We start from the raw sequence: 17,154 nt of genomic DNA on the forward strand, positions 1-17,154 counted from the left end.
TGTACGGCCCACAAAGCCCAAGCCGCCTGGATCGGATCTCTGACTTGAAGCGTCCCCTCCTCCTGCTCCTGATCAGCCTGGCCTTGAGCTCCCCCGCAAGCGCGACGATCAGCGAAAGCCATGGTTATGCGCAGTTCGGCACGCTCAAGTACCCGGCCAGATTTACCCACTTCGACTGGGTCAACCCGCAAGCGCCCAAGGGCGGTACGTTGCGGGTGATGGCGTTTGGCACCTTCGATACGCTCAACCCTTACACATTCAAAGGCTCGAGCCCGGTTTCCACCGGCAACTTCCTGCAGTACGGCATCAACGAACTCAATGAACCATTGATGGTCGGCACCGGCCAATACGCGCCGTCCGGCGATGAGCCGACCTCCAGTTATGGCCTGATTGCCCAATCGGTGGAATACAGCGAGGACCGCAGTTGGGTGGTGTTCAACCTGCGCCCCGAAGCGCGTTTCCACGATGGCACGCCGATCACCGCTTACGACGTCGCGTTTTCTTACCGTTTGCTGCTCAAGGACGGTCACCCGCAATACCGCACCAACCTTCAGGAAGTGTCGCGGGTGGATATCCTCAGCCCACGGCGCATCCGTTTCGTCTTCAAGCGCGCCGGCAATCCGCTGCTGATCCTGCGTCTGGGCGAGTTGCCGGTGTTGCCCCAGCATTACTGGGAAGGTCGCGACTTCAAGGCCACCACCTTCGAGCCGCCATTGGGCAGCGGGCCGTATCGCATCACCTCGGTAACGCCCGGGCGGCAGATTATTTTCGAACGGGTCAAGGATTATTGGGGCAAGGACCTGCCGGTCAATCGCGGCAAGTACAACGTCGATCGCATGGAAGTCGAGTTTTACCGTGACAGCGACGTGGCTTTCGAAGCGTTCAAGGCCGGCGAGTTCGACATTTACATTGAGCATCAGGCGAAGAACTGGGCCAACGGTTACAACTTCCCCGCCGTGCGCCGTGGCGAGGTGATCAAGGCGCAAATCGCGCATCAGATTCCGACCCAGAGCCAGGGCTTGTTCATGAACACCCGGCGACCGGCCTTCGCCGAGGCCAAGGTCCGCGAAGCGCTGGGGCTGATGTTCGACTTCGAGTGGACCAACCGCACGCTGTTCAGCGGCGCCTACAAGCGCGCCATGAGTTATTACCCCAACAGCGAGTTCTCCGCCACCGGGCTACCAGTCGGTCATGAATGGCTGCTGCTCAAGCCCTATCGCGATCAGTTGCCCGCCAAGCTGCTCACAGAGCCGTTCAGCCTGCCGCAGACCGAAGGCCGCGGCATTCCGCGAGAAACCATGCGCCAGGCCTTGAGCCTGCTGGCCGAGGCCGGCTGGAAGCTCCACGGTCAGCGGCTACAGAACAGCATCGGCCAACCGCTGCGCTTCGAGATCCTGCTGGTCAATCCGAACCTGGAACGCATCCTTCAGCCCTACGTCGAAAACCTCGCCAGCATCGGCATCGATGCACGGCTGCGCACGGTCGATCGTGCTCAGTACAAGCAGCGCCTCGATCAGTTCGATTTCGACATGATCCTGATGACCCTCAACCAGACCCTCAGCCCGGGCCTGGAACAATGGCAGTACTTCCACTCCAGCCAGGTCGGGGTCAAGGGCAGCAAGAATTACGCCGGTATCGCCAACCCGATTGTCGACCATTTGCTCGAACAACTGCTCGCCGCCCAGACCCGCGATGCACAAGTCGCCGCCGGCAAGGCGCTCGACCGGGTGCTGCTGTGGCAGCACTACATCATTCCCAATTGGTACCTCAATTATCACCGCCTGGCCTACCGCAACCGGTTCGCCTTCGTCACCACGCCGCCCTACACCCTGGGCCTGAGCGCGTGGTGGCTGAAATCTTCGGAGAAAGATCGATGAAATCCGTACGCGCCCTGCTCTTGCAGGCCAGCGGTCTGTTGTTCGCCGGGCTGGCCTGCGCCGCTCCGCAACATGCCCTGACCCTGTACAACGAGCCGCCGAAATACCCGGCCGATTTCAAACATTTCGATTACGTAAACCCCGACGCGCCCAAGGGCGGGATCTTCCGTCAGGCCGGGTTCGGTGGCTTCGACAGCCTCAACCCGTTCATCAATAAAGGCGTGCCGGCCGACGACATCAGCATGATCTACGACACCCTGGCCAAACAGGGCCTGGATGAGCCGTTTACCGAATACGGCCTGATCGCCGGCAAAATCGAAAAAGCCCCGGACAACAGTTGGGTGCGTTTCTACCTGCGTCCCGAAGCACGCTTCCACGACGGTCACCCGGTACGTGCCGAAGACGTGGTGTTCAGCTTCCAGACCCTGATCAAGGACGGCGCCCCGCTCTTCCGCGGCTATTACAGCGACGTCGAAGAAGTGATCGCCGAAGACCCGCTCAAAGTGCTGTTCAAGTTCAAGCACAAAAACAACCGTGAACTGCCGCTGATCCTCGGCCAGTTGCCGGTGCTGCCCAAGCATTGGTGGGCGACCCGCGACTTCAACAAGGGCAACCTGGAATTGCCGCTGGGCAGCGGCCCGTACAAAGTCAGCGAAGTGAAGGCCGGACGTTCGGTGCGCTATGAACGGGTCAAGGATTACTGGGGCAAGGACCTGCCGGTCAATCGAGGCTTCTACAACTTCGACGTGCTGACCACCGACTACTACCGCGACAACACCGTCGCGCTGGAAGCGCTCAAGGCCGGTCAGTTCGACTACTGGCTGGAATCGGCCGCGAAAAACTGGGCCAAGGCCTACAACATTCCGGCGGTGGCCGAAGGTCGGCTGATCAAGGAAGAAATCCCCAACGGCAATCCCACTGGCATGCAAGGTTTCGTATTCAACCTGCGCCGCCCGGTGTTTCAGGATGTGCGTGTGCGTCAGGCTCTGAGCCTGTTGCTGGATTTCGAATGGACCAACAAGCAACTGTTCAACGGTGCTTACGTGCGCACCCGCAGTTATTTCGAAAACTCGGAAATGGCCGCCACTGGCCTGCCGGACGCCGATCAATTGGCGATCCTCGACCCGTTCCGCGGCAAGGTACCCGAGCAAGTGTTCAGCGAAGCGTTCCAGAATCCGGTGACCGACGCCAGCGGAATGATCCGCACCCAGCAGCGCAAGGCGTATCAACTGCTGCAAGAGGCCGGCTGGCGGATCGTCGACGACAAAATGGTCGACGCCACCGGCAAACCGGTGACCATCGAATTCCTGCTGGCCCAGACCGAGTTCGAGCGAATACTGCTGCCGTTCAAGCGCAACCTCAGCGACTTGGGCATCGATCTGGTGATCCGCCGGGTCGACGTCTCGCAATACATCAACCGCGTGCGCTCCCGGGACTTCGACATGATCGTCGGCAGCTTCCCGCAATCCAACTCGCCGGGTAACGAACAACGTGAGTTCTGGATGACCGACGCCGCCGACAAACCCGGCAGCCGCAACTCCATGAGCCTGAAAGACCCGGTGGTGGATCAACTGGTCGAACAACTGATCAACGCCGATTCGCGCCAAAGCTTGGTGGCCCATGCCCGGGCGCTGGACCGGGTGCTGCAATGGGGCTATTACGTGATCCCCAACTGGCACATCAAGACCTGGCGTGTGGCGTACTGGAACCACATCGGTCACCCGAAGGTTTCGCCCAAATATGACATCGGCATCAATACCTGGTGGGTCAAGCCCAACGCGACATTGCCGATAGAAGTCGAAACCAAACTGCAAGCCGATCCTGCGGGCACGGAGTAATCAGATGCTGGCGTATATTTTTCGGCGACTGCTGCTGATCATCCCGACCCTGCTCGGCATTTTGCTGATCAACTTCGTGATCATCCAGGCCGCCCCCGGTGGGCCGGTGGAACAGATGATCGCCAAGCTCGAAGGCTTCGAAGGCGCCACCAGCCGCATCGCCGGCGGCGGTGCCGAAGTGTCGGTGGCCGGTTCCGCCTATCGCGGGGCGCAAGGCCTGGACCCGGCGCTGGTCAAGGAAATCGAGCACATGTACGGCTTCGACAAATCGGCGCCGGAACGCTTGTGGATCATGATCAAGAACTACGCCACCCTGGATTTCGGCGACAGCTTCTTTCGCGACGCCAAGGTCATCGACCTGATCAAGGAAAAGCTGCCGGTGTCGATCTCCCTGGGGCTATGGAGCACGCTGATCATGTACCTGGTGTCGATCCCGCTGGGGATCGCGAAGGCGACGCGACACGGCAGCCACTTCGACGTCTGGACCAGTTCGGCGATCATCGTCGGTTACGCGATCCCGGCGTTCCTGTTCGCCATCCTGCTGATTGTGGTGTTCGCTGGCGGCAGCTATTTCGACTGGTTCCCGTTACGGGGCCTGACCTCGAACAACTTCGATGAGCTGAGCACCAGCGGCAAGATCCTCGATTATTTCTGGCACTTGGCACTGCCGGTGACCGCATTGGTGATCGGCAACTTCGCGACCATGACCTTGCTGACCAAGAACAGCTTCCTCGATGAAATCAACAAGCAATACGTGGTCACCGCCAAGGCCAAGGGCCTGACCCGTCACCGCGTGCTGTACGGCCATGTATTTCGCAACGCCATGCTGTTGGTGATTGCCGGTTTTCCTTCGGCGTTCATCGGGATCTTTTTCACCGGTTCGTTGCTGGTGGAAGTGATTTTCTCCCTCGATGGCCTCGGTTTGATGAGTTTTGAGGCAGCGATCAATCGCGACTACCCGGTGGTTTTCGGCACGCTGTTCATCTTCACCCTGCTGGGGTTGGTGGTGAAACTGATCGGCGACCTCACTTACACCTTTGTCGATCCGCGCATCGACTTCGAAAGCCGGGAGCATTGAGATGAACCTGTCCCCTCTCAATCGCCGACGTTTCGAACTGTTCAAGGCCAACAAGCGTGGCTGGTGGTCGCTGTGGCTGTTCCTGATTCTGTTCGGCGCAAGCCTCGGTGCCGAACTGATCGCCAACGACAAACCGCTGGTGGTGCATTACGACAACGCCTGGTACTTCCCGGCCCTCAAGCGCTACCCGGAAACCGCGTTCGGCGGCGAATTCCCGCTGGAAGCCAACTACAAGAGCCCGTACATCCGCGAACTGCTCAAGGCCAAGGACGCCTGGGTTTTGTGGGCGCCAATTCCCTACAGCTACCAGAGCATCAACTACGACCTGAAAGTCCCGGCCCCCGCGCCGCCTTCGGCCGATAACCTGCTTGGCACCGACGATCAGGGCCGCGATGTGCTGGCCCGGGTGATTTATGGCTTTCGGATTTCGGTGCTGTTCGCTTTGACGCTGACCATTCTCAGCTCGATCATCGGCGTGATCGCCGGGGCGTTGCAGGGTTTTTATGGCGGCTGGGTCGATCTGGCCGGGCAGCGCTTTCTGGAGATCTGGTCCGGGTTGCCGGTGCTGTATTTGCTGATCATTCTGGCCAGTTTCGTGCAGCCGAATTTCTGGTGGCTGCTGGGGATCATGCTGCTGTTCTCGTGGATGAGCCTGGTGGATGTGGTGCGCGCCGAGTTCCTGCGCGGTCGCAACCTGGAATACGTGCGCGCGGCCCGGGCGCTGGGCATGCAGAATGGTGCGATCATGTTCCGCCACATCCTGCCCAACGCCATGGTCTCGACTATGACCTTCATGCCGTTCATCCTGACCGGCGCCATCGGCACGCTGACCGCCCTGGATTTCCTCGGCTTCGGCCTGCCGCCGGGCGCGCCGTCCCTGGGTGAACTGGTGGCCCAGGGCAAATCCAACCTGCAAGCGCCGTGGCTGGGTATGAGTGCGTTTGCGGTGCTGGCGTTGATGTTGAGTCTGCTGGTGTTCATCGGCGAGTCCGCTCGCGATGCCTTCGACCCGAGGAAGTGAAATGAATCAGGACAATCTGATCGAAGTGCGCGACCTGGCCGTCGAATTTATCGTCGGCGAGCGCGTTCAGCGGGTGGTCGAAGGCGTGAGCTTCGATATCAAGCGCGGTGAAACACTGGCGCTGGTGGGCGAAAGCGGCTCCGGCAAATCGGTGACCGCGCACTCGATCCTGCGACTGCTGCCCTACCCGCTGGCCCGGCATCCGTCCGGCACTATCACCTATTCCGACCGGAATCTGCTGGAGCTGAAAGAGAAAACCATTCGCCATATCCGCGGCAACCGGATCGCGATGATCTTTCAAGAGCCGATGACCTCGCTCAATCCGCTGCATTCGATCGAAAAACAGATCAACGAAGTGTTGGGCATCCACAAAGGCCTGACCGGCAAAGTCGCGACCAAGCGCACGCTGGAACTGCTGGAAATGGTCGGCATCCCCGAGCCCGAGAAGCGTCTCAAGGCCCTGCCCCACGAATTGTCCGGCGGCCAACGTCAGCGGGTGATGATCGCAATGGCCCTGGCCAATGAGCCGGAATTGCTGATCGCCGACGAACCGACCACGGCGCTGGACGTGACCGTTCAACTGAAAATTCTCGAGCTGCTCAAGGAATTGCAGGCCCGTCTGGGCATGGCGTTGTTACTGATCAGTCATGATTTGAACCTTGTTCGAAGAATTGCGCATCGGGTATGTGTCATGCAGCGCGGTTGCATCGTCGAACAGGCATCGTGCGAAGAATTGTTCCGCGCGCCGCAGCATCCGTACACGCGGGAACTGCTGGCAGCGGAGCCCAGCGGCAAACCGGCAAGCAATGTGATTGGCCCGCCGATACTGCAGGTCGAGGACCTGAAAGTCTGGTTCCCGATCAAGAAAGGCTTTCTGAAAAAGACCGTGGACCATATCAAAGCGGTCGATGGCATCAATTTCAGCCTGCCCCAAGGTCAGACCCTGGGGATTGTGGGAGAAAGCGGTTCCGGCAAGTCGACGCTCGGCCTGGCGATTTTGCGGCTGATCGGTAGCAAAGGCGCCATCCGTTTTGAAGGCAAGCAGCTAGACTGCCTGACGCAGCAACAGATTCGACCGCTGCGGCGGGAGATGCAGGTGGTGTTTCAGGACCCCTTCGGCAGCCTGAGCCCACGGATGTGCGTGAGCCAGATCGTCGGCGAAGGCCTGCGAATCCACAAGATGGGCACCGAGGCAGAACAGGAACAAGCGATTATTGCGGCACTCAAGGAGGTAGGTCTGGACCCGGAAACCCGGCACCGCTACCCCCACGAATTTTCCGGTGGGCAACGGCAGAGAATCGCCATTGCCCGGGCATTAGTGCTAAAACCGGCGTTGATTTTGCTGGACGAGCCGACTTCGGCCCTCGACCGGACCGTGCAACGCCAAGTGGTGGAGCTGCTACGTTCACTGCAAACCAAGTACAACCTGACGTATCTGTTTATCAGCCATGACCTGGCTGTCGTCAAAGCGCTGAGCCACCAGCTGATGGTGGTCAAGCATGGCCAAGTGGTCGAACAGGGAGACGCGCAAAGTATCTTTGCCGCCCCCAAACATCCGTATACACAGCAGTTGCTGGAAGCCGCTTTTCTGGCACCAGCCACTGCGCAATAAACCTGAAAGAGGAGCAACACATGGGTTTTCTCGCCGGTAAGCGCGTATTGATCGTCGGTGTCGCCAGCAAGCTATCCATCGCATCCGGCATCGCTGCCGCCATGCATCGCGAGGGCGCTGAGCTTGCCTTCACTTATCAGAACGACAAACTCAAGGGTCGTGTCGAAGAGTTCGCACAAGGCTGGGGTTCGAGCCCTGAGCTGTGCTTCCCGTGTGACGTGGCCAGCGATGAAGAAATCGCCAAGGTCTTCGAAGCACTGAGCAAAAAGTGGGACGGCCTGGATTGCATCGTGCACTCCGTCGGCTTCGCCCCGGGCGACCAACTGGACGGCGACTTCACCGAAGCCACCACCCGTGAAGGTTTCCGCATCGCTCACGACATCAGCGCCTACAGCTTCGTGGCCCTGGCCAAGGCTGGCCGCGAAATGATGAAAGGCCGCAATGGCAGCCTGCTGACCCTGTCGTACCTGGGTGCCGAGCGCACCATGCCGAACTACAACGTAATGGGCATGGCCAAGGCTTCTTTGGAAGCTGGCGTGCGTTACCTGGCCGGCTCCCTGGGCCCGGACGGCACCCGCGTGAACTGCGTATCGGCTGGCCCGATCCGCACCCTCGCCGCTTCCGGCATCAAGAACTTCCGCAAAATGCTGGCCGCCAACGAAGCGCAAACTCCGCTGCGTCGTAACGTCACCATCGACGAAGTCGGCAACGCCGGCGCTTTCCTGTGCTCGGACCTGGCGTCCGGCATCAGCGGCGAAATCATGTACGTAGACGGCGGCTTCAACACCACCGCCATGGGCAACATCGAAGAGTGATCTTCGGTTAGCCATGAAAAAACCCGCCGATTGGCGGGTTTTTTTATGCTCGGAATTCAAGGCCAGACATAATCCCCTGTGGGAGCGGGCTTGCCCCAATGCCAGTCAGTTAAGCAATTTCAGCCGCAACGCATTCCATGTAGCAGCTGCCGAGCCTGCGAGGCTGCGTTCGGCTGCGAAGCAGTCGTAAAGTCAGAAATTGCGGTGTATCAGGCAGACCGCATCTGCCGGACTCACGACTGCTTCGCAGCCGAACGCAGCCTCGCAGGCTCGGCAGCTGCTACGGATAACATTACGGCTAACTGACTGGCATTGGGGCAAGCCCGCTCCCACAGGGGGTTTGAGTTTAGTCAGGGATATGTGTGAGGCACCGCGCAAACAACTGCTGGATCGGCTGTGTACGCTGGCTATAACGCTGCAACAGCACTATCTCCCGGTAGAACGTCAGGTCTCCCAACTCGATCACCCTCACCCGGGCGCCATGCTCAAGCCACAGTCCGGCCTCGGGCAGCAAAGAAACACCCAGCCCGCACTCAACCATTTTGACGATAGCTTCCAGCTCATCCAGCTCCAGAGCCACCTGCACATCGATCTGCTGCTCGCGTAGAAAGCGAGTCACCAGGCGCCCACCGAAAGAATTGCGGTCGTAGCGTACGTGGGGATGGTTGGCGAGCAACTGCAGCGGGTCGTCGCCCTCAAGGTCTGCCGGTACGATCAGCACAAACGGCTCCCGGCGAATGACTTGCACCGACAATTCCTTGGGTAATTCAAACGGCGGCTTGATCAGAATCGCCAGGTCCACTTCGCCGGTGTCCACCTGACTCAACAGATTCAGGGATACCCCCGGCACCAGCTTCGCCTCCAGCAATGGCGCCTGTTGCCTGAGTCGCAACAGTGCGCGCGGCAACAACCCGGTCTGCACGGTGGCCACCGCTCCGATCTTCAATTCGCCACGAAACTCGCCGACGCTATCACTGACGGCCATGCGGTTGAAGGTCTCAAGGATTTCCCGCGCCATCGGCAACGCCCGCTGCCCCGCCGCGTTGAGAATCGCCTGGCGCCCGGTGCGATCGAACAGGCGAATACCCAACGCCTGTTCGAGGTTGCGGATCTGCGCGCTGACTGCCGACTGCGTCAGGCCAATGTGCATGCCTGCCGCAGCGAACGTGCCATGACGCGTCACGGCAATGAAGGTCTTCAGTTCCCGCAGCATGGGCTCTCCCATTGATCGAAATAATTTGAGCTCGCTGCAAAAACTATCGTCTTTCAATCAAAAAGCACAGGACTAAACTCGAGCTCAACTCTGAACCCGTCGAGGCACGTCCAATGCAACTGTCCCCTTTTCACTTGGCCATCCCGGTTTACGACTTGGCCGCTGCCCGGCGCTTCTATGGTGAAGTGTTCGGTCTGGAAGAAGGTCGCTCCAGCGATCACTGGGTCGATTTCAACTTTTTCGGCCATCAACTGGTGATTCATCTGGCACCGAAAAACGCTTCTCAGGAAGCCGCCCATACCAACGCCGTGGATGGCCACAACGTACCGGTGCCGCATTTCGGCGTGGTATTGGGGATGGAGGAATGGGAGACGCTGGCCGAGCGCTTGAGAGCCCTTGGCACGCGCTTCGTGATCGAACCGGGCATCCGCTTTCAGGGATCGGTGGGCGAACAAGCGACGATGTTTCTCTTCGATCCCTGCGGCAACGCTCTGGAGTTCAAGGCGTTCAAGAATATCGATCAGTTGTTCGCCAAATGATCCGCTCGACCGTTGACGCCACCAGCCTCAGTGAAGCAGTGATCAATGGCGATACAACCGCTGCCGTTATCGCCGAAATCTTTCTTCAACGCATTCAGGCGCAGGAGCCGGATATCCAGGCCTTCGTCTCGTTCGACGCCCGGCAGGTACGCGACGATGCTGCGCAAAACAATGACCGAGGCCTGCTGGCCGGCGTTCCCGTCGGCATCAAGGACATCTTCGACACCGCCGTCTATCCCACGCAATTCCATTCACCCATTTATAGCGGCCATCAACCGTCCCGGGACGCCCACGTAGTGACGCTGCTGCGCCAGGCCGGTGCGCTGATCATGGGTAAGACCCACACCACCGAGTTTGCGTACATGCACACCGGCCCGACCCGCAATCCCCACGACCTCGCTCGCACGCCGGGCAGCTCCAGCGCGGGTTCGGCGGCCGGGATGGCGGCGGGTTTCTTTGCTTTGGCGCTGGGTACCCAGACCGCTGGCTCGTTGCTCAAGCCGGCGTCCTACTGCGGCCTCTTCGCCTTCAAACCATCGTTGGGCCTGGTGTCGCTGGAAGGTGTGAAACCGCTGGCGCCGAGCTTCGACACCGTGGGTTGGTATGGACAGTCGGCGCGCGATCTGCACCTCGTGGCGCGAGTATTGATTCCTGGCTTCTTGGTACCTGAGGTCGAACGGCGTCCGCTGCAATTGGGTTTCTGCCGCACGTCACGCTGGGATCAAGTAGACCCCGAAGTGGCCCGCGCTCTGGAGCAGGCAGTGGATCAGTTGCGTAGCGCCGGCCATCACGTCAGCGAAGTGCCGCTGCCCGATGAGTTTGCCGGGGTGTTCGACGATCATCAGTTGATTAACGATTGCGAAGGTGCCCGCTCACTGGCGAAGGAATTTCAACGACACCGGGCACAATTGAGCCCTTCGACCCAGGCCATGTTCGAGCGAGCGGCGGCGACAACGTGGGAACAGGAATCCGCTGCCAAGGCGCGCCTGGCTAATCTTGCCCCTCGTTTGAATGAGCTTTGCCAACCCTTCGATGCCATGCTCGGCGCCACTTGCGGGATGGTCGCACCAGTGGGTCTGGGAAGCACCGGTCCGTCGGATTTCATCAAGTTCTGGGGCGCGTTTGGCTGGCCGCAGGTGAATATCCCGCTGATACGCGCCCAAGCCATGTTGCCTATAGGGTTACAGATAATCGGGAGGTTCAGAGACGATGCTCGGCTGTTGCGAACAGCCGAGCACATTGCAGCGGACTTACAAGACGCCATTCAACAATGACGAGCATCGAACTGTCGGTCGCACAACGCCTTATCGACCAAGGCCAACAAGCCTTCAGCTGTCTGGTGTAGCCGAGAATCAAACTCGATCTGCCCGACACTGAAGCGAATGTTATAGCCACGATGCACCGTGGCATTGCGCTCATCGAGTATTTCTTCGAGGCGCGCTCTGATCGATCCAACCTCCACCGCACTGGCGCCGGTCAACAAAGCGGCGAACTCATCGCTGCCCAGCCGACCAATCACATCGCTTTCACGAAAGGCGATGCGCAGGACATCGGCAAAGGTTTTCAGGGCATTGTCGCCCTCCGCGCGACCGTACAGCTGGTTGATGCGCTTGAAGTCATCAAGGTCGAAAAACAGCAGCGTTGCGGGTATGCCCAACTGCTGACAGGCCTCCAGCGCCAACCGAGCCAAGGCCTCGAAACCATGACGATTGGAGAGCAGCGTCAGTTCGTCCATGCTCGCCATCTGCACGCCCATCAGTTCTTGCTCGGCCTTTCGCGCCAGGTCGCGCAATACGTCGCGATCCTGCACTGTGCTGTCGAGAACGTTCGGCGCACGCAAATCTGCGCCAGCGCCGGGTTTGAACGGTTTGCCTGGGGTTAACATCACTCACTCCTTTGATGGGTATGAACGTTAGAGTCGCTCATACCCGGTATGACTCCCTATAAACGCGCCGCTGGTCAGCTACCTGCCACCGGACACGGCCCTCCAGCATCGGCCCAGCGTTTGAACTGGGTGACGAAGATGTCGTGGGGCACCGGCACCGGCGCCCGCCCCTCGCCTGGATGCCAGCCCCACAGCACCAGCTTGTCGTCGCTGACGTGCTTGATCAGCGCCGCGAAATCACGGTCGCCATTGCTGGAACGGTCCTTGATCATCGCGCACAATTTATCGGCCGGCAGACCGATCCAGGCCATTTTGTGCGCGGCCGGCGGCAGGCTCCAATGCGGTGCTCCGGGAGGCGAGTTGGGGCCATAACTGGCCGGCGGATTGCGTTCGGCATGACAACTGGCACACGGCAAACCGGCTGCGCCCTTACCGTCCAGGCCGCGAACCACATTCATTGCGTGAGGAATACCGGCGTCGAACTGCAACGGCGAGTCACCGGGGATATGACAGTTCTGGCAACGCGGGCTCTGGAACACTTTCTGCACCGTGTCGAACGCCTTCACCGCCTCTTTATCATCAGCGAACAGGTCTGAGGCATAGCCACCCAGGCCGATCAGCATCACCGCGCCGAGAAACACATGTCGTCTCATCTCACACCCCCGACAGTTGCAACGGCAGTTCCCGCAGACGCTGCCCCGTCAGGGCAAACACCGCGTTCGCCACTGCCGGCGCCACCGGAGGCACACCGACCTCGCCGATGCCACCGGGCTTGTCGCTGCTGGGGACAATGTGCACCTCGACCACCGGCATCTCGTTCAGGCGCAGAACCTGATAGTCGTGATAATTGGACTGCTGCACCTGACCGTTCTTGAACGTCAGTTTGCTGTGCAAGGTAAATCCGAGACCGAAAGTGATGCCCGATTCCATCTGCGCGGCGATCCCCTGCGGGTTGACCGCGATGCCGCAATCCACGGCACACACCACCCGGTGCACGCGAATTGCCAAATTGTCCTGGGACACCTCCGCCACTTGGGCGACATAGCTGCCGAAGGACTCATGCACCGCCACGCCCAATGCGTGGCCGTCCGGCAAGGGTGCTTTCCAGTTGGCTTTCTCTACTGCCAGATTCAATACGCCTAGATGCCGCGGATGCGCCTTGAGCAGGGCTCGTCGGTACTCCACCGGATCCTTGCCGGCCGCGTCTGCCAACTCATCGATCAACGACTCCATGACGAATGCAGTGTGGGTGTGCCCCACCGATCGCAGCCACAGCACGCTGACGCCGGTTTGCGGTGAATGCAGTTCGACTTGATGGTTGGCCAGCCCCACAAGATAAGGACTGTCGGCCACGCCTTCGACGGAGGTTTTGTCGACGCCATCCTTGACCATGGTCGCCGCGAACGACGTGCCCGTCAGGATCGACTGCCCGACCAGCACATGCTTCCAGGCCATCGGCATGCCGTCGGCACCCAGCCCGATGCGTGCCTGATGCAGGAATGCCGAACGGTAGTAACCGCCGCGAATGTCATCCTCTCGGGCCCAGACGGTTTTCACCGGCCCGCCCGCTGCCTTGGCGACGTACACCGCTTCGCTGACAAAATCCGAGGTCGGATTGGCCCTACGCCCGAAGCCGCCGCCGAGAAATTGGGTGTGGATTTCGACCTGTTCGGGTTTGAGCCCGGTGATCTTCCCGGCGATCATCTGATCCAGCGTCTGAAACTGCGTGCCGGTCCAGATTTCGCATTTTTCCTTGGAGATTTTCACCGTGCAATTGAGCGGTTCCATCGGCGCGTGGGCCAGGTACGGCACACTGTACTCGGCCTCAATCGTCTTCGCCGCTTTGCCCAGCGTCGCCGTCGTATCCCCGGCCTGACTGGCGGAAGTGCCGGGTGTAGCTGCGAGTTTACGGAAGCTCTCCAAGAGCTTTTCACTATCAAGCCCGGCGTTCGGCCCCAGATCCCATTCGACCTTCAGCGCGTCGCGCCCCAGCTTCGCCGCCCAATAATGATCGGCAATCACCGCGACACCCGTGGGCACCTGCACCACTTTGTGCACGCCCGGCACCGCCAGGGCCTCGGCGCCTTCGAAGGATTTGACGCTGCCACCGAACACCGGTGGGCGAGCGACCATCGCCGTCATCAGCCCGTCGAATTGCACATCCATGCCGAACTTGGCCTGCCCGTTGATTTTCTCCGGGGTATCGAGGCGCTTGGTGGGTTTGCCGATGACCTTCCAGTCTTTGGCTTCCTTGAACGTGATCGAGGCCGGATCCGGCACCGGTAACTTGGCCGCGTCATCCGCGAGTTCGCCGTAAGTGGCGCGCTTGTCACCGGCAATGACCACGCCCGATTCGGTGCGAATCTGCGAAGGCGCCACGTCGAATCGCTTGGCCGCCGCCTCGATCAGCATCAAACGCGCCGCCGCTCCGGCCTGACGATAGCGGTCGAACTCCATCCAGGTCGACGTCGAACCGCCGGTGATCTGCATCCCGCCAAATGCCGGCAGGCCATAATCGGCGGCCGAGGCTGGCGCATGCTCGACGCGGATTTTCGACCAGTCGGCGTCCAGCTCTTCGGCAATCAACATGGTCAGGCCGGTCCAGATGCCCTGGCCCATTTCCGAATGACCGAGTAGCACGGTGATGCTGTTGTCGTTGCCAATGCGTAAAAAGGCATTGGGGGCGAAGACGTTTCCTTGATTCTCGGCACCGAGGGCAAAGCGATTGGCGCCCGGGATGACAAACGCCACCACCAGACCGCCGCCCAACACTGCACTGCCCTTGAGAAAACCGCGACGCGAGACAGGGTTGATTCTGTTCATGGGTCAGTTCCCTTCGTCGTCGTATCAACCGATCTCGGCGGCGCGTTTGACCGCGGCGCGGATTCTTGGGTAGGTGCCGCAGCGGCAGATGTTGCCGGACAGCGCCTGGTCGATATCGCTGTCGGTGGGCTTGGGGATCTTCGCCAGCAACGCGGCCGCCGACATGATCTGCCCCGACTGGCAATAACCGCACTGGACCACGTCGAGTTCGGCCCAGGCTTGCTGGACCGGGTGCGAGCCATCGGCGGACAAGCCTTCGATGGTGAGAATTTTCTGCCCGTGGGCCACCGCCGTGGCGGGCGTGATGCAGGAGCGCAACGGCGCGCCGTCGATGTGTACGGTGCAAGCGCCACACTGGGCCATGCCGCAACCGAATTTGGTGCCCGTCAGGTGCGCGACATCGCGCAGCACCCAGAGCAACGGCATGTCCGCCGGGACATCCAGTTCCTGGTCCTTGCCATTGATATTAAGGGTCAGCATTGCGGATTTCCTCAGACTCACGGTGTTCTGAAGGGGCGCCTTTGCCGCGACGCCATTGATTTTCTGTAGGAGCGAGGCTTGCCCGCGAAGGTGTCATTACTGTCACACCGCGTTATCGTTCTTCGCGAGCAAGCTTCGCTCCTACAAGGTCGGCGGTTACGCGTGCCTTGGGTTATCCCTACAGCTAAGCGCAATTTGACGCGCAAGCCATATTCATCGACCACCGGTCGCTGCCAACCCACTCTACGTAGCAGCTGCCGAGCCTGCGAGGCTGCGTTCGGCGGCGCAGCCGTCGTTAATTCAGGCGGCTCAGTGTTTCAGTCAAACCTTGTATGCAGGTTTGCGACCGCTTCGCGGCCGAACGCAGCCTCGCAGGCTCGGCAGCTGCTACGTAACGGGTTGAGGGGAATTCGATCTATGGCACAACCGGACCACCCCAGGCTGTCTACGCTGATAATCCAGAGTGATTAACCCGCAGAGGAGCACCGCCATGCACCGCGTTCAAAAACTCACGCCCTGCCTGTGGTTCGACGATCAGGCCGAGGAAGCCGCGAAGTTTTACTGCGCGATCTTCGATCATTCAAAAATCACGGCCACCACCCACTACGGCAAGGCCGGTTTCGAATTACATGGTCGGCCGGAAGGCTCAGTGATGACCGTCAGCTTCGAACTCGACGGGCAAAGCTTCACAGGCCTTAACGGTGGCCCGGTGTTCAAGTTCAATGAGGCGATCTCATTCCAGGTCAATTGCCACACCCAGGAAGAAATCGACCACTTCTGGGGCCGACTGTCTGCGGGCGGTCCCGTTGAAGCCCAGCAATGCGGCTGGCTGAAGGATAAATTCGGCGTGTCGTGGCAAATCGTGCCGGTCGCTCTGATGGACATGATGAAAGACCCCGACACCGCCAAATCCCAGCACGCCATGGCCGCAATGCTACAAATGAAAAAACTCGACATCGCCACACTGCAACGAGCCTTTGACGGCGAGAGCTAATACACTCCAAGGCTGAACGTCGAGGACACCGAGATGAAGCACACCGTCGCCAAAGATGCAGACAAAGCCCCGCGCTTCTGGCGCGACGACGCCCTGCCCTTCATCGAAGCCCGCTCCATCGCCGACGGTCGCGAGGTCTGCTACAGCCGCCATTCTCACGCGCATTTTTCCATTGGCGCGATTACCGCCGGGCGTAGCACCTATATTCATGAGCAATCGGAGTTTGAGGTCAGTGCCGGCACCGTGGTGCTGATGAATCCGGGCGATGTGCATGCCTGCAATCCGATCGACGACCAGCCGTGGTCGTACCTGATGCTGTACGTCGAGACGCCTTGGCTGACCGATTTACAGCATCAGCTCGGCGTCAGCCAGGACTCGGCGTTTCGCCGGTTCTCCATCACCCACAATCGTGACGTCGAGCTGTTTACCGGCCTGAAGAATTTGTACGAGGTGTTGATCGACCCGCAGCAAGACGTGCTGTACAAGCACAGCGCGGCGGTGGAGTTTTTCACCGAGGTGCAACAGCGGCTCAACCCCGTCGATAAACCGCTGCGCGAGCCCAATTTCAAGCTGGAACGGGCCGCCGATTATATCCGCGACAACTGCACGCAGATGCTCAAGCTGGAAGACATTTGCGAGGCGGCGCAACTGTCGCCGTCCTACCTGATCCGTGCCTTCAAACAGCATTACGGCATGACGCCCCATGCGTTTCTGATCAACCGGCGCATTCAGTTCGCGCAAGAACAACTGCGCAGCGGCAAGTTGATTGCCGATGTGGCGCTGGAAGCCGGGTTTGCTGATCAGGCGCATTTCCAGCGCGCGTTCAAACAGCATCTGGCGGCGACACCGGGGCAGTATCGCGGCTGAGTCAAGCGACTCAAAACCCTGTGGGAGCGGGCTTGCTGTAGCAGCTGGCGAAGCCTGCGTTCGGCTGCGAAGCAGTCGTGAATCCGGCTGATGCGGTCTGCCTGACATACCG

Annotated in this window: 15 protein-coding genes; 10 read left to right on the forward strand and 5 right to left on the reverse strand. The window is 60.0% G+C overall.

The features are described from left to right. The first annotated feature begins 44 nt into the window (after nucleotides 1-44). The 6 genes from NHU87_RS24710 to fabI are packed head-to-tail and all read left to right on the forward strand — an operon-like array spanning nucleotide 45 to nucleotide 8,241. A complete protein-coding gene (locus tag NHU87_RS24710; RefSeq protein WP_253553187.1) occupies nucleotides 45-1,877 on the forward strand; it encodes an extracellular solute-binding protein in 1,833 nt (610 codons plus the stop codon). Further along, nucleotides 1,874-3,715: an extracellular solute-binding protein gene (locus tag NHU87_RS24715; protein WP_253553189.1), complete on the forward strand. Its 1,842-nt coding sequence runs from the start codon at nucleotides 1,874-1,876 to the stop codon at nucleotides 3,713-3,715. Before NHU87_RS24710 ends, NHU87_RS24715 begins: the two co-directional genes overlap by 4 nt. Before the next feature lie 4 nt (nucleotides 3,716-3,719). Further along, nucleotides 3,720-4,793, forward strand: coding sequence for a microcin C ABC transporter permease YejB (locus NHU87_RS24720; protein WP_095054850.1), 1,074 nt, complete (start codon nucleotides 3,720-3,722; stop codon nucleotides 4,791-4,793). 1 nt (nucleotide 4,794) lies between these two features. Then, the gene (locus tag NHU87_RS24725; RefSeq protein WP_008074378.1) at nucleotides 4,795-5,814 is read left to right on the forward strand and encodes an ABC transporter permease; all 1,020 of its coding nucleotides are present in this window, start codon (nucleotides 4,795-4,797) and stop codon (nucleotides 5,812-5,814) included. Between the two features lies 1 nt (nucleotide 5,815). Next, on the forward strand, nucleotides 5,816-7,426 hold the full coding sequence (locus NHU87_RS24730; RefSeq protein WP_253553191.1) for an ABC transporter ATP-binding protein: 1,611 nt from the start codon (nucleotides 5,816-5,818) through the stop codon (nucleotides 7,424-7,426). Nucleotides 7,427-7,446: 20 nt separating this feature from the next. Then, the gene (gene fabI, locus NHU87_RS24735) at nucleotides 7,447-8,241 is read left to right on the forward strand and encodes an enoyl-ACP reductase FabI (protein WP_007906751.1); all 795 of its coding nucleotides are present in this window, start codon (nucleotides 7,447-7,449) and stop codon (nucleotides 8,239-8,241) included. A 346-nt stretch (nucleotides 8,242-8,587) separates the two neighbouring features. On the opposite strand, the gene NHU87_RS24740 is transcribed toward fabI, so the two are convergent. Further along, nucleotides 8,588-9,454 carry a LysR family transcriptional regulator gene (locus tag NHU87_RS24740; protein WP_253553192.1) on the reverse strand — a complete coding sequence of 289 codons (867 nt, stop codon included), beginning with the start codon at nucleotides 9,452-9,454 and terminating at the stop codon, nucleotides 8,588-8,590. 113 nt (nucleotides 9,455-9,567) lie between these two features. On the opposite strand from NHU87_RS24740, the gene NHU87_RS24745 reads away from it, so the two are divergent. Both NHU87_RS24745 and NHU87_RS24750 read left to right on the forward strand, forming a co-directional pair. Continuing rightward, nucleotides 9,568-9,993 (forward strand): VOC family protein, encoded by a 426-nt coding sequence (locus NHU87_RS24745; protein WP_253553193.1) that lies wholly within the window; start codon nucleotides 9,568-9,570, stop codon nucleotides 9,991-9,993. Continuing rightward, the gene (locus NHU87_RS24750) at nucleotides 9,990-11,267 is read left to right on the forward strand and encodes an amidase (RefSeq protein WP_253553194.1); all 1,278 of its coding nucleotides are present in this window, start codon (nucleotides 9,990-9,992) and stop codon (nucleotides 11,265-11,267) included. Before NHU87_RS24745 ends, NHU87_RS24750 begins: the two co-directional genes overlap by 4 nt. Here NHU87_RS24750 and NHU87_RS24755 read toward each other — a convergent pair. The 4 genes from NHU87_RS24755 to NHU87_RS24770 all read right to left on the reverse strand — a co-directional run bounded on the left by NHU87_RS24755 (nucleotide 11,258) and on the right by NHU87_RS24770 (nucleotide 15,181). After that, complete coding sequence (locus NHU87_RS24755) at nucleotides 11,258-11,878, reverse strand: GGDEF domain-containing protein (protein ID WP_253553195.1); 621 nt, start codon at nucleotides 11,876-11,878, stop codon at nucleotides 11,258-11,260. The genes NHU87_RS24750 and NHU87_RS24755 overlap by 10 nt on opposite strands. 74 nt (nucleotides 11,879-11,952) lie before the next feature. After that, entirely contained in the window at nucleotides 11,953-12,531 is a 579-nt protein-coding gene (locus NHU87_RS24760) for a hypothetical protein (RefSeq protein ID WP_253553196.1), read from the reverse strand. A gap of 1 nt (nucleotide 12,532) precedes the next feature. After that, nucleotides 12,533-14,701 carry a xanthine dehydrogenase family protein molybdopterin-binding subunit gene (locus NHU87_RS24765; protein ID WP_253553197.1) on the reverse strand — a complete coding sequence of 723 codons (2,169 nt, stop codon included), beginning with the start codon at nucleotides 14,699-14,701 and terminating at the stop codon, nucleotides 12,533-12,535. Nucleotides 14,702-14,725: 24 nt separating this feature from the next. Continuing rightward, a complete protein-coding gene (locus tag NHU87_RS24770) occupies nucleotides 14,726-15,181 on the reverse strand; it encodes a (2Fe-2S)-binding protein (protein ID WP_253553199.1) in 456 nt (151 codons plus the stop codon). Nucleotides 15,182-15,671: 490 nt separating this feature from the next. On the opposite strand from NHU87_RS24770, the gene NHU87_RS24775 reads away from it, so the two are divergent. Both NHU87_RS24775 and NHU87_RS24780 read left to right on the forward strand, forming a co-directional pair. Next, nucleotides 15,672-16,175: a VOC family protein gene (locus tag NHU87_RS24775; RefSeq protein ID WP_253553201.1), complete on the forward strand. Its 504-nt coding sequence runs from the start codon at nucleotides 15,672-15,674 to the stop codon at nucleotides 16,173-16,175. 33 nt (nucleotides 16,176-16,208) lie between these two features. Continuing rightward, nucleotides 16,209-17,042 carry an AraC family transcriptional regulator gene (locus NHU87_RS24780; protein WP_253553203.1) on the forward strand — a complete coding sequence of 278 codons (834 nt, stop codon included), beginning with the start codon at nucleotides 16,209-16,211 and terminating at the stop codon, nucleotides 17,040-17,042. Nucleotides 17,043-17,154 lie beyond the last annotated feature (112 nt).

It is taken from the genome of Pseudomonas mandelii, from assembly GCF_024138395.1.
Lineage (GTDB): Bacteria > Pseudomonadota > Gammaproteobacteria > Pseudomonadales > Pseudomonadaceae > Aquipseudomonas > Aquipseudomonas mandelii_E.

Coding starts and splice junctions, on each gene's coding strand:
- NHU87_RS24780 (WP_253553203.1), top strand. CDS start 16,209: ATGAAGCACACCGTCGCCAAAGATGCAGACAAAGCCCCGCGCTTCTGG.
- NHU87_RS24725 (WP_008074378.1), top strand. CDS start 4,795: ATGAACCTGTCCCCTCTCAATCGCCGACGTTTCGAACTGTTCAAGGCC.
- NHU87_RS24770 (WP_253553199.1), bottom strand. CDS start 15,181: ATGCTGACCCTTAATATCAATGGCAAGGACCAGGAACTGGATGTCCCG.
- NHU87_RS24775 (WP_253553201.1), top strand. CDS start 15,672: ATGCACCGCGTTCAAAAACTCACGCCCTGCCTGTGGTTCGACGATCAG.
- NHU87_RS24750 (WP_253553194.1), top strand. CDS start 9,990: ATGATCCGCTCGACCGTTGACGCCACCAGCCTCAGTGAAGCAGTGATC.
- NHU87_RS24720 (WP_095054850.1), top strand. CDS start 3,720: ATGCTGGCGTATATTTTTCGGCGACTGCTGCTGATCATCCCGACCCTG.
- NHU87_RS24755 (WP_253553195.1), bottom strand. CDS start 11,878: ATGTTAACCCCAGGCAAACCGTTCAAACCCGGCGCTGGCGCAGATTTG.
- NHU87_RS24760 (WP_253553196.1), bottom strand. CDS start 12,531: ATGAGACGACATGTGTTTCTCGGCGCGGTGATGCTGATCGGCCTGGGT.
- NHU87_RS24715 (WP_253553189.1), top strand. CDS start 1,874: ATGAAATCCGTACGCGCCCTGCTCTTGCAGGCCAGCGGTCTGTTGTTC.
- NHU87_RS24730 (WP_253553191.1), top strand. CDS start 5,816: ATGAATCAGGACAATCTGATCGAAGTGCGCGACCTGGCCGTCGAATTT.
- NHU87_RS24745 (WP_253553193.1), top strand. CDS start 9,568: ATGCAACTGTCCCCTTTTCACTTGGCCATCCCGGTTTACGACTTGGCC.
- NHU87_RS24765 (WP_253553197.1), bottom strand. CDS start 14,701: ATGAACAGAATCAACCCTGTCTCGCGTCGCGGTTTTCTCAAGGGCAGT.
- fabI (WP_007906751.1), top strand. CDS start 7,447: ATGGGTTTTCTCGCCGGTAAGCGCGTATTGATCGTCGGTGTCGCCAGC.
- NHU87_RS24740 (WP_253553192.1), bottom strand. CDS start 9,454: ATGCTGCGGGAACTGAAGACCTTCATTGCCGTGACGCGTCATGGCACG.